The 13,000-nt window shown below is 33.9% G+C and carries 11 protein-coding genes; 9 read left to right on the top strand and 2 right to left on the bottom strand.

What is annotated here, in order from left to right; all coding sequences use genetic code 11:
* Window positions 1-114 precede the first annotated feature (114 nt).
* Window positions 115-987 (bottom strand): hypothetical protein, encoded by an 873-nt coding sequence (locus V7P73_RS00810; RefSeq protein WP_333850635.1) that lies wholly within the window; start codon window positions 985-987, stop codon window positions 115-117.
* 268 nt (window positions 988-1,255) lie between these two features.
* Window positions 1,256-1,735, bottom strand: a complete 480-nt coding sequence (locus V7P73_RS00805) for a hypothetical protein (protein ID WP_333850634.1) — start codon at window positions 1,733-1,735, stop codon at window positions 1,256-1,258.
* Between the two features lie 221 nt (window positions 1,736-1,956).
* On the opposite strand from V7P73_RS00805, the gene V7P73_RS00800 reads away from it, so the two are divergent.
* From V7P73_RS00800 to V7P73_RS00760, 9 genes are all read left to right on the top strand, one after another.
* The gene (locus V7P73_RS00800; protein ID WP_333850633.1) at window positions 1,957-3,306 is read left to right on the top strand and encodes a hypothetical protein; all 1,350 of its coding nucleotides are present in this window, start codon (window positions 1,957-1,959) and stop codon (window positions 3,304-3,306) included.
* An 11-nt stretch (window positions 3,307-3,317) separates the two neighbouring features.
* Window positions 3,318-3,443: a hypothetical protein gene (locus tag V7P73_RS00795; RefSeq protein ID WP_333850632.1), complete on the top strand. Its 126-nt coding sequence runs from the start codon at window positions 3,318-3,320 to the stop codon at window positions 3,441-3,443.
* A gap of 186 nt (window positions 3,444-3,629) precedes the next feature.
* A complete protein-coding gene (locus tag V7P73_RS00790; protein WP_333850631.1) occupies window positions 3,630-4,763 on the top strand; it encodes an EpsG family protein in 1,134 nt (377 codons plus the stop codon).
* 6 nt (window positions 4,764-4,769) lie between these two features.
* Complete coding sequence (locus tag V7P73_RS00785) at window positions 4,770-6,323, top strand: hypothetical protein (RefSeq protein ID WP_333850630.1); 1,554 nt, start codon at window positions 4,770-4,772, stop codon at window positions 6,321-6,323.
* 5 nt (window positions 6,324-6,328) lie between these two features.
* Entirely contained in the window at window positions 6,329-7,399 is a 1,071-nt protein-coding gene (locus V7P73_RS00780) for a formimidoylglutamase (protein ID WP_333850629.1), read from the top strand.
* A gap of 4 nt (window positions 7,400-7,403) precedes the next feature.
* Window positions 7,404-8,411 carry a glycosyltransferase family 2 protein gene (locus tag V7P73_RS00775; protein ID WP_333850628.1) on the top strand — a complete coding sequence of 336 codons (1,008 nt, stop codon included), beginning with the start codon at window positions 7,404-7,406 and terminating at the stop codon, window positions 8,409-8,411.
* A 20-nt stretch (window positions 8,412-8,431) separates the two neighbouring features.
* Window positions 8,432-9,541: a glycosyltransferase family 4 protein gene (locus V7P73_RS00770; RefSeq protein ID WP_333850627.1), complete on the top strand. Its 1,110-nt coding sequence runs from the start codon at window positions 8,432-8,434 to the stop codon at window positions 9,539-9,541.
* Between the two features lie 31 nt (window positions 9,542-9,572).
* Entirely contained in the window at window positions 9,573-10,457 is an 885-nt protein-coding gene (locus V7P73_RS00765) for a polysaccharide biosynthesis/export family protein (RefSeq protein ID WP_333850626.1), read from the top strand.
* Complete coding sequence (locus V7P73_RS00760) at window positions 10,457-12,943, top strand: exopolysaccharide transport family protein (RefSeq protein WP_333850625.1); 2,487 nt, start codon at window positions 10,457-10,459, stop codon at window positions 12,941-12,943. The genes V7P73_RS00765 and V7P73_RS00760 overlap by 1 nt, the downstream gene beginning before the upstream one ends.
* Window positions 12,944-13,000: the final 57 nt, after the last annotated feature.

Here is a 13,000-nt window from a genome sequence, read left to right as displayed (position 1 = left end):
CGAAAGCACAGATTTTTGGTCTGTGCTTTTTTTTGTTTGTTCTCAAATTGGATAGCGCGGATTTGTAATCCGTGCTTTGAATATTAGTCACGGATTGCAAATCCTCGACATATTTTATCTGAACATTGAATGAAATAACTCTTTATTATCAATGTTTGCTAAAGTTTCCAAGAATATTGAATCGATATTAAGAGTAATTCGTTTAGTAGTTTGAAATGAATGAGATCCTACTACAACCTCATTTTTTCTCGTATCTTTTTCGAGTCCGTCATCAATTAGATTAATTAAATCTAATCCGAGAGGATTCAATATTTTGATCAGTTCTAACACAAATGTAGGTTCAACATTATTTCCAACAGAAATCAGAAATTTTTCTAAAGGTTTTTTACTACCTCCCGTGAATTCTTCTAGATTTTCAAATCCATTTTTAATTATTTCAAGTCTATATTCAGAAAATCTTGGAAGCAATCTATTTAACTTAATGTGAAACTGTGACTTTTTAATATTTTCTTCAACTCTAATTATATTCTCTGTTGAAGATTTTATATAAGATTGAATTTCTTCTATTTTTATAATATCATTTGACTTAGAATCTTTAATTAAACTTTCAATTTTTGAAAGATAAGTTTTGTTTGATTCAGTAAGTTGAATTATTTGACTTTGCAACTCAATGACTGTTGAATTAATTTTGGTTTCTTCATTTAGAATGACAGTTTGATTCGTTGAGGTATCGAGATATTTGGAGTAAAATGTATCTTCTTGCATTTGCGGTCTATACTTAGTTTGTAGAAGAAAAACAAAATATAAAAAAATAGGAATTATTAATATTGCCGAAATAACTAAAATAGGAACAACCCATTTCGGCTCAGTAATTGTTTTAGCACCTGTCAATAAAAGACCTACTAATAATACTAGGCCTGCGAACCAAACTGCTAGAAGTTGTATTGGTTTGGTTATTTTATCGGGTTGTATTTTTGGATTTTCCATTTTGATTACAAATTTCTTTGAAATTTAGTATTAATGTTCAAATATAACAAAATTCCCCATCCACCCAAAAACACTCACCATCCAGTCTTTTACACTCATCATCGAGTCTCCGAGACTCAAAAACGAGTCTTTTATACTGGATTTCGAGTCTTTTTGACTCAACGTTGAGTCTCGGAGACTGGAATTTGAGTCTTTTATACTCAAAAACGACTCTTTTATACTGGTTTTTGAGTGTAAAAGAGTCTTTTAGATAGTTTGAGAAGTGATTTTACTCTGTGTCAGGTTTCTTTTTGTTGCCTTTTCTTGTAAATCTCTTGCTGAGGTCGTCGTAAATTGGTGTTGCAGTGGCTACACCTTTGTTGGAGGCTTCTTTCACAGCGCCATAATAAAGTAGTGCTGACAAAATCGCTTCGTTACCTGCAATGGTAATGGTGTCGCTGAGGTCAGAAGCCAATTGTGTCGCTAAATTACGAAGTGGCGAAAGTCCTGTTACCACAGCTTCATCCTTTAGGAACTCTCGTGTATCCATATAAGTAGGAGCAAATTCCGGATTGGTTTCTGTGTAGTCTTTTACTTTTTGTACGGTAGCAACGGTCTTGTCTCCCATTTTGAAAATCGATGCTTTTTCACCTGGTGCCAAGGCTTGCACATACGGCGAAAGCAAAGTTCTAACTTCTTGAAGTTTTTCGGTAGCTTCTGCCAATACTGCAGGTGGGATCTCGATGCTGATTTGGTTTTTTGTACTCATTGTTTATTAATTTTATGGATTATTCTGTTAAAATTAATAAAATTATTCAATAAAAAAGATGTTTGTTTTTTTATAATTGAATGGTTGTGTGTTAAAATGTGTGAAATACATAAAGGTTGATGCGGTGGGTAAAGGTTATCAATAAAATATGACAAAAGCTGAGGTGGTTTTCTGAGATATTAATATTTTTGAGCATTCTAATCACCAAAATACTATTCTGAATGGGCGAAAAATTACGATGGACAAGGCTGAAGGGCTTTCCTTGGTTAGTTTTTTTTGTAGCAATTTTTATTTGGATTGCTTTTGCCGGAGCCAATTTCTATTATCAGGAGCAGGGCGGTTACACTGGCACCGGGATTCTTTTCCCGATTTCTGTCATCTATCCCAATCAATTTTTGTGGAGCGGATTTGTGTTTGCGTTTCTGTTTTTGATTGCAGGGATTTTTGCTTTCAGGTATTCTGAAAAACTGAAGGTTATTCTTCTTTTTGTGATTGCCATTATTTTGGTTTTGTTAGGCAATCTTAGTCAGGGGAATTTTGATATTGCTTTTCTGCAGCCGTTTTATCTGAAAGGAAGACAATATTATACCGATGCTTTGGCGATTGCCGACGGACAAATTTGGTTGAGAGATTTCTCGAAGAATCTGGAGCAGTTCCAGATGCACACCAAAACGCATCCGCCATTTGTAACGCTTTTGCATTATTGGATTCTGAATATTTCTAATATCGAGACGCTTGCGATTGTGTTTTTTGCCATCGGAAGTTTGTCTTTTCCGTTGTTTTATAAGATTTTAGTTTATCTCGGTTTTGAAGAGACCAGAAGGAAGTGGATGTTGCTTTTGTTTGCCGTGATTCCTTCCGTTAATATCTATCTTTTGGTGTCGATTGATGCGTTGGTTCTGACGTCAACCTTGATTTTTCTATTAGGATTTGCGAGAATTTTTCATCAGAATAAAATAGATTCTGTTTCGTTTTTGTTGATTTCTCTAGGATTGATTCTGACTAATCTTTTGACCTTCTCTGGATTATTTCTATTCGCTTTTTTAGGTTGTATCAGTTTCTATTTCATCTTAAATGGAAAATGGAATTTTGTCTGGTTAAGTTTGATGAGTGCTGTTGTTTTTGTTTTGAATTTCACAATAATTTATGCAACAACGGGCTATAATCAATTAGAAACATTTTTACTCGCATCACACTCCGAAAATCCAGATGGTTTCCGATTATTCCATCAGCCATTTGTTTATCTGATGACAAGATTGGAGGATATTGGCGAAATTTTTCTGTTTTTATCCTTTGGATTTTTAGCCGTTTTCTTTTCTAAGAAATCTGGCACAGAAGTTTTTGAAAACCGGAATGGGAATGTTTTATTTTTCTCAGCCATCACGGCGATTTCAACAATGCTTTTGACAGGTGCTTACGGAACGGGCGAAACAGCGAGAGCTTGTTTGTTTTTGGTGCCTTATTTCTTGATTTTGTTGAAGGACATTAGCTCTGATAACTTTAAAATCCTGTTTTATCTCTGTCTTCTCCAGACTTTTGGGATGCAAATGATTGGGAATTTTTATTGGTAAAACACATTGCTATGCTGAACAATTTAACAGGACTACGCTTTTATGCTGCATTTTGGGTTTTCCTCTACCATTTTTGTGTTTATACAGGTGGGATGGATAATTTCTTCGTGAAAAAAGGCTATTTGGGTTTTGATTAATTTGGTGATGGCATCTTTGGCTTTCAAATATTTCGAAGAACCAGTGAGATTATATTTATTAAAAAATGATTAAAAAATAATTGGCATCTGAAAAATTAAATCAAATTAATACTTGTTTAATAATCTTAAAATAAGAATTATATTTGAAGATTCTAACCAGAAAAACACACAGCACAAAGGCAATTAATGGCATTTTTACACCCCATCTTCACCATTATCTTTGTTTTTTTAATTCTTTATAGTTTTGTAGAGGTTAACAGAGACGAGAATTCTAAGACTCCGAAATTTATTTTCTGGACGATTGGTATTTATATGGTTATTGCCATTGGTTATAGACGCTATGTGGGGGCAGATTATCCGGTTTACGATTCTATGTACAACCAATATTTTCCTACAATTGATTATGGACAATTGGTCGATAAAATGCTGTTTCGCCAATCTAGAATTGATGTAGAGTGGATGTATGCGATGCTCAATAAGTGGATATATGCAACTGGTTTTCCTTTCAAAGAGTTTACATTGGTAAGTGCAATTATCACAATTGGAGGAAAGCTGATGGTTTTCTATAAAGACTCCAAGTATCCTGTTTTTGCAATTCTCTTATTCTTTATTCCAGGCTATTTCATCGCGGATAGTGGACATATGAGACAAGCATTGGGGATGACGATGTGTATGCTTTCTTTCACATTCATCAAAGACAGAAAAGTTTGGTGGTATCTATTGTGTTTGTATGTAGCATACGGATTTCATAAGTCAACCATTATCTTTTTACCTGCTTATTGGCTGGCAACGATTCCTATGAACTCTAGCAGGATTTTTTATTCTATTCTTGTTTGTGTGATTTTATCACCGTTTCAAATATATAACTTGTTTTCTTCCTTTTTGGATACGCTTAATGTCCAAGATGTTTCGAATGGATATAACGGATACATTGCTTATGAATCTTCAGGATCCAGTTTTATGGATGGACAGATTTTGATTTTTAGTTTCTTGCTAATTACCTATGATAAAGTCGCCTGTGAGAAAATATATTATTATGAGTATATGCGAAATCTTCTGGTGATGGGTATTTGTCTTTATTTTATAATGAGAAGTAATCCTGTTTTTTCTACAAGATTAGTGGGTGTATATTTAGCATTTGCAGCGCTCGTAATTACTAATATTATTGCTGCGATAGATAATAAAAATACGAAAAAGTTGACGCACCTGTTCTTTGTCGTTTTTATGATATTTTATTATTTTGTGTTTGTGAAATATCAGGGAAATGCAGGGCGATTCACACCAGATAAATATCAAAACTTCCTTTGGTTTCCTCAATAAAAACAGATGAAAAATAACATCTCACTTTTAATACTACATTTAATTCTTGGATTATTGATTTTTTTCAATATTCAGGTGGTTGTGGATTTTGCAGGAAGATATATTTATCCTTTGGATGATGCTTATATTCATTTGTCAATGGCGAAGAATTTTGCTGAATTTCAAACGTGGGGAATTACCCAATATGAGTTTTCTTCCACAACGTCCTCTCCACTTTTTACATTTTTATTGGCGGTTTTGATTAAAGTATTCGGAAACTGGGAGTATCTTCCGTTGATTGCTAACAGTGTAGCCGGAGTTGGATTAATTCTAATTTTTCATCGTTATCTAAAACAGTTTTCTCAAACAACTTATATCATTGTTTTATCTTCAGTCGTTTTATTAATGCCGTTGCATCTTATGATAATGACCGGGATGGAGCACGTTTTTCATACATTAGCGATGATTTTGGTTTTACTCCAATTTCAAAAATATCTTGAAGTTAAAACGCCGAGAAACTTCTCGAATCTTGCTTTGTTTTCTATAATTGCAGTAGGTTTCAGATATGAGAGTTTGTTTTTCATTTTCTTTATTTGCATTTATCTTTTCTTTCTTAAGAGAGATTATGTTATAAGCATTGCTTTAGGACTATTTGCAATCATTCCAGTTGTGGTTTACGGTTGGATTTCAGTGGATCACGGTTCGTTTTTTCTTCCCAATTCTTTAATTTTAAAAGGAAATACAAATGATGGCATTGTTGGATTCTTGACAAGAGTTGCAGGAAATGCCTATCGCGGAATTTCTGTTCTGATATTGGTTTTAATTTTATTAACTCAGATTATCCGATCAAAGAACCAGAAAAGTTTTTCAGAAAAGCTTTCAAAAAACGCCATTCCGATTGTGGTATTTTGTGGATTTGTGATTCATCTTTTATTTGCAAACTTTGGCTGGCTGATTCGGTATGAATCTTATTTAGTTGTGATTATTTTATTTGCAATTACGCCTTTTGTTGATGAGGTTTTTCAGAAGAATTCAATCAACAAAATTCTAAAATTCGGAACCGTTTTTCTTTTATTGATTACACTTTATATGAGATTCGGAACAATGTTGGAAAAACAGCCTATTGCTTCCAAAAACATCTTTGATCAGCAGATTCAGTTAGCAGATTTTCTTCATCACTATTACAGAAATTCAAGAGTTGTAGCTAATGATATTGGCGCAATTACTTACTTCAGTAACATTCATCTTTTGGATACTTATGGTTTGGGAAGTATTGAAGTTGCAAAACTCAGAAAGAACGATCACGGTAAATTTTTGGACAATAAAAACCTTCAGAATTATGTTGCTGAAACCGCAAAAAATCAAATGTTTGATGTAGCTTTAGTGTATGATAGTTGGGTAAAAATGCCGGATTATTTTACAAAAGTTGGAACTTTGACGATTCAGGACAATTATATTTGTGGAGGTACGACTGTTTCTTTTTATTCTGTGCAGGAAGAAAATACGCTTAGACTTAGAAATCAATTGATTGAATTTTCCAAAAAGATACCAAAAGACGTTATTATAAAAATTGTAGATTAGAAATTATGGACTTCGAAGACTTTATTATTGCGCCAAGACAATTCCGAACAGAGAAATGGCAAATCGGAAACAAAATCACGAACGAAATCAAAGAAAATAGTATTGTTCTACTTTTTGTTTCAGATTATCGTGGTGCGAATGGCGATGCAGAAAGTCAGGACTTCACAGGAATCAGAAGAGAGTTTTACAAATTATCACAACTTGATTTCGATATTCCTATTATTGATTTGGGCGATCTGGTTTCCGGAAAAACGCCTCAGGATTCGCATTACATTTTGCAGGAAGTTCTCTCGGCTTGTCATCAAAAAGGCGCGGTTCCGTTAATTATTGGTGGAAGCAATGATTTGGCGTTTTCACTTTTCTCTGCTCTTAATTATCATCAAAAAGATATTAATTACACGCAAATCAGCAATGTTGTTTCTCTTAAAGAAGACGAACAAATCCACGAATCGACTTTCTTAAGCAAAATATTGGGTTCCAAAGATTTCTCCATAAAAAATTATCATCATTTGGGTTATCAGAAACATCTGAACGAAATGGATTCTGTGAAACTCATCAAGGAAGTTCAGTTCGACATCATTCGTTTGGCGGAGATGATGAATTCCACCGAGAAAACTGAACCTTATTTCCGAAAAGCAGATTTAGTTACAATTAATTGTGACGCGATCGAGACTTTTGCCGAAGCTTTTTCTATGAATCCACAAGTGAATGGGTTGAATAGGAGAGAGATTTGTGCTTATATGAAAGAAATCGGGTTGAGTGAAAGACTGAAATCTGTTGGGATTTTCAATTATAATATCTATTCTGATTCTCAGCTTAATCATCAGCTTTTGGCACAAATGATTTGGTATTTGATCGAGGGAATTAATATCCAAAAATCGCATCCTAAAGAAAAATCTTACGAAACTTTTTATGTTCTGATTAATGACGAGCAATACGCCTTCAAAAGAGAGGTTTTCAGCAATCTTTGGTATTTTGGCGAGGATGAGAATATTGATAATTGCATCCCGTGTTCGCGTTCTGATTTTGATGAAGCAAAGAGAGGATTTTTAGGACAGAGATTTACAAGAAATTAAATCAATGAGTTTGGATTCTGACATCAAAGTTTCAATCATCGTTCCGGTTTATAATGTTGAGTTATATCTGGAAAAATGCCTGTTATCATTAGTTAATCAAACTTTGAAGGAAATCGAAATTCTTGTTGTGAATGATGGAAGTAAAGATCAATCTCAACCAATCATTGAGAAATTTCAGCAAGATTATCCGGACAAAATTTTTGGATTTACCAAAGAAAACGGCGGATTAAGCGATGCAAGAAATTTTGGAATTGACAGAGCAAAAGGAAAATATCTAGGCTTTGTAGACAGCGATGATTATGTCTCCGAAACCATGTTTGAAGAGATGTACAATCTTGCCGAAAAACATACTGCAGAATTGGCAATTTGCAATCTTCAAAAGGTTGATGAAAATGGAAATATTACTCAGAAACTAACGCAACTTCCGGATTTTCCAGAGAAAATTGTGTTAGAAAATAACCTTTCTGTTTTTTCTGATATTTCTTATTTTGCCTGTAATAAGATTTTCAGAAGAGAATTATTTCAAGATAAAAGATTCAAAAAAGGAATTCATTTCGAAGATATAGAGTTGATTCCGCAGTTGTTGCTAGAGTGCAAAACTTTGGCATTCACTGCAAATTATCATTATCAATATTTGGAAAGACAGGATTCTATTAGTAAAAGCCATACAACGAAAGGTTTGGATATTTTGAGAGCCGTGGAAACTGTAAGCGTAAATTTTAAGCAAAGCAAGTTTTCTACTCAGACAAAAGCTTTAAAAGCATTTCAAATTCTGGAAGGCGTTTATACTTTTTTGGCATATTTGGCTTTCGTTAAAGATGCTGACGATTTTGATAAAATGTCGCAAGAACTAGATAGTTTTATGAAAAATAGCAGCTTAAAAAATAAAGATATATTGCAATATAAACGGTTTGGTAAGAATTATCTACTATCTTTGCCCCTGAGAAAAAAAATTTATTACATCTTAAGTCTGTTGAGGTTGAGGAAGCTCGTCAGGTTATTGACAAATTAAATAACAAGCCAAAACACTGAATGAATAATAGTTTCGAAACTTTTTTAGAAAGCACCGGAATATCTTTCTTTTACTTTAAGCTGCTCTTCGGCTTTGCATTTTCCTTTCTCATTACTTACATCGCAATACCTACAATCATAAAAATTTCCAGAAGAAAAAATCTGATGGATGAGCCTGGCGCAAGAAGTTCTCATTTGAGAAAAATCCCGAACTTGGGCGGAATTGCTATCTTTTTTTCATTAGGAGTTTGCGCTCCAATCTTTGCATACGAATTATTTGAACGTTACAAATTCTTATTTGCCTCCTTCATTATTCTGTTTTTTGTGGGCGTGATGGATGATATCATGGTTCTGCGAGCTTATAAAAAACTTTTGGCTCAGATATTAGTTTCGGGATTGCTTGTTGTTGGTTCCGATGTTCGTATCACAAGCCTTTTTGGCGTGTTCGGAGTTTATGAGATTAATTATTATGTGAGTGTAGCTTTCAGTCTTCTTACGTTTATTATTTTGATTAATGCTTTTAATTTGATTGATGGAATAGATGGATTAGCAGGTAGTTACACCGTTGTTACAAGTGCTTTGTTCGGAATTAGTTTTTTTAGATTAGGAAGTCATAATGATCCCTTGGTTGTCCTTTGCGGAATCTTAATTGCTGCTTCTTTAGGTTTTTTAGTCTATAATTTGTCCAATAAAAGAAGTAGCAAAATCTTTATGGGAGATACAGGTTCTATGATATTGGGCTTCTTGTTAGCATTTACCGGAATATCTTTTATTGATATTTTTATTGCTAAAAGGGATGATGTGTTTTATCATTTACAATCGGCTCCGGTAATTGCAGTGGCTATTTTGATTTTACCAATTATAGATACGCTTACGGTTATTATTACCAGAATTTATCACAAAAAATCGGTATTCTCTCCGGATAAAAATCATATCCACCACAAATTATTGAATCTTGGATTGACACATCGTAGATCCACCGCTTATATCATTATCTATTATATTTTTATAATTTTGGTAGCTTATTTTTTAAGGCATATAAACATCAATCAATTATTATTAATAATAGTCTCGTTAGGCTTTTTAGGGGCTTATCTTCCGATATTTTTACTCCGATTCAAAAAAGATTAAAATTGTTATATTTTTGCAAAAACAAACATTGATGAAACACCGTTATATTTTTAACATATTTTTATTACTTATCTTAGTTGGATTCTGCTCTTCCTGCATTTCCAAAAAAGATATCAGATATCTACAACCAAGCGAAAGCCTTACAATCAACGAAGAAGGATTGGTTCCTTATAATGTTCCAGAATACAGAATTACAAAAGGTGATATCTTAACTCTTAATGTTGTCACAACACCTAAAGGTGATGCTGCACAATTTTACTCTTCTCTCAACGCATCTGCAGCTGGAGCTAATAATGGCGCACAGGCAGGAGGTGCGGCTGGAGGTCAGACTGGTGGAGGTAATGGTAATGGTAATGGTAATGGAGGGAACGCAACTTTTTATTTTAACGGATTGAAAGTGGATTCTAAAGGTGATGTTAATATTTTTGGAATCGGCTATGTGAAAGCGGAAGGTAGAACCTTGGAAGATATGACCAAAGAGATCCAGGAAAAAGTTAATGACAATTTCTTACAAGGTAAATCAGAAGTTAGACTAAATCTCGATGGGATCAGATACTATATCCTAGGAGATATGGAGACGACAGCAATCACTGGTGAGAAGACGGCATACGTAACACAACTTAACATTATGCAAGCGTTGGCAATGAATGGTGGACTTAACCGTACTGTCGATCGTAAAAACATAATGATTCACAGAAAGTATCCAGAAGGTATAAAGACAGCTAGATTGGATCTCACAAGGGAAGACGCTATGAATTCGCCATACTATTGGTTACAAAATGGAGATATCATTTACCTTAATACCAATGGGAAAAGTATCAATGGATTCGGAAAAGAGCCGCTACAGACTTTGACTACAGGAGTGTCATTGATTACGACGGTGATGTCTATTTATCTAATTATAACTAGATTATAATGATTCCAGATAAAAACGGTAATAACGCACAAGATACAGCGCAGGTTGCTGAAAAAATGGGATCTTTCAGTTTGTTTGATCCTGCCCATTTTGTACAACGAGTTATAAGAAACTGGTATTGGTTTGTGATTCTAGGATTTATAGGTTACTGTATTTCGTATGTTTACAGCAAGTATTATGCGCAGAGAGTTTATTCTTCAAGTTTATCATTAAGTATTTCTAATAATACAGCAAGTTATTTTACACCCAACCAGTCTATCAACTTCATTTGGGGACAAGGCGGGAATCAGGATGGAGTTTATCTGAAGAAAATATTATTGTCAAGAAGCCATAATGAATATTTGGTTAAAAAACTGAATTTAATTACCAATTACACTACAAAAGGATTAATCAAAACAACTTATCTTGATCAGGAAGATAGTCCTGTGTTTTTGGAAATTGACAGAAACCACCTGCAGCAGGTTAATTATCAAATTAGCCTGATACCTAAGGGGAATAATAAATATGAAGTTGTTTTGCCGGAAGAAGGGCAGTCGCCATATTTGTATAATTATGACACGGAAAGTATGGAAGTTATACCTTCTTATCCAAGACCAAAAAACAAAATTTTGGGATTGAATGAATGGTATGAATCTCCTAACCTTAAATTTAGGTTAGTTCAAAATCCAACAGCGAGCAATCTGGGACTAGATAATATTATTGTCACTCTTGTTCCAGTAAATCAGGCCGTTAATGGGATTGTTGGTAGTTTGGCTGTAGAATTTGACAAAGAGTTGAGTTCTATAATGGTAATTACTAAAACTGGCTATAACCTGAACAGCACCGTTAATTTCCTTAATAATTCTGTTCAGGAATTAATCAAAAAAAGATTGCTGGACCAAAATACAGTTGACCAAAATACGGTTGAATATCTTAATGAGAATTTATCATTAATCAGAAAAAAACTGGATTCCAGTGGTACAGTTCTCAACAATTTGAAGATCAACAACCGTCTTTTCGATATGGAAAATATCGATTCCAAAACCTTGGAAAAATTGACGACACTTGAAACTCAAAAAGCAGAGCTGGCTAAAAAAATCAATTCTCTGAATGATATCAGATCTTCTGTAGGTACCAATAACATAGAAAAAATTATCAATCTAAATCTTGCAGGGATTGAGGACGGAAGTTTCAATGCTTCTGTTTCTGAACTGAAACAGCTCTACGCAAAACGCAGAGAAATGGCGCAGATTTATACACCAAATTCAGAGCCGATGCGCGAAATTAATCGATTGATTAATGAAGCCAAATATACTTCCCAAGATGGCTTGAAAAAATATTTCCAAGGTTATAACGACAGACTTGCTGATATCAATGCCCAAATCGGAAAGATAGATCAGGAACTTGTTACGCTTCCTGAAAAACAAAGAATTTTCTTAGATGCCCAAAGAGGATATAAGATTATTGAAAATACGTATAATACTTTGTTAACAGAACAGGCAAAATCTCAAATGCGTGTTGCGACCAATCAAAGTAACCTCAATATTATTGACAGCGCAAAAAATCTTGGACAAGGTCCTATTGCTCCGGATGTAAAGAGTACAAAAATGCAGATTATTGGAGGATTGTTATTGCTTCCTCTTATTTTTCTTCTTCTTGCCGAATTATTGGATAGTAAAGTCAGAAATCTTAAAGAGTTGTTAGCAGTAACTAAAATCCCATTGCTAGGGGTTATTGGCCATAATAGTTATGATAATAATTTAACAGTTTTAGAAGAACCAAAATCTTCCATTTCAGAAGCATTCCGAGCTGTGAGAGCTAACCTCAGATTCTTATTTGATGAAGAACAGAAAAGTAAAGTTATTCTGGTAACATCTTCGATCAGTGGAGAAGGTAAAACATATGTTTCGATTAATATTGCTTCGATTCTCGGGTTAAGCGGAAAGAAAGCAGTTTTGCTGGGAATGGACCTTAGAAAACCAAAGATTTTTGGTGATTTTAAAATCAACAACAAGAATGGAATTTCTAATTATCTCACAGGTCAGGTTGAACTGGAAGAGATCATCAATCACACAAGTATTCCGGGATTGGATGTTATTACTTCAGGTCCCATTCCACCAAATCCTTCAGAATTATTAATGAGTGATAATAACATGAAGTTCATAGAAAGATTGAAAGAAATCTATGAGTATGTTATTATAGATTCGCCACCTGTAGGATTGGTTGCCGATTCTTTTGAGTTGATTAAAAAAGCGGATACTACAATATATGTTGTTCGTCACGAGTATACCGAAAAATATATGTTGAAGATGATTACCGAAAAATACTTCAATAAAGAGATAGCGAATCTGGGGTTGGTTTACAACGATTTTGTTGTGAAGAAAGGTTATGGTTACGGCTATGGCTACGGTTATGGCTACGGCTACTTTGATGAAGATAAAAATTATAAAGAACCAACAATAATAAAAATAAGGAATAAGCTAAAAATGTTTTTTAATAAAAAATAGAAGTCTTTATCAAGGCTTTTATTTTTTTATAGACTATTTTGGGAATAAGTTCGTTTT

This window comes from Epilithonimonas sp. (genome assembly GCF_036780765.1).
Lineage (GTDB): Bacteria > Bacteroidota > Bacteroidia > Flavobacteriales > Weeksellaceae > Epilithonimonas.
Note: the sequence above shows the minus strand (reverse complement) of the source record. Positions and strands in the feature narration are given on the sequence as shown.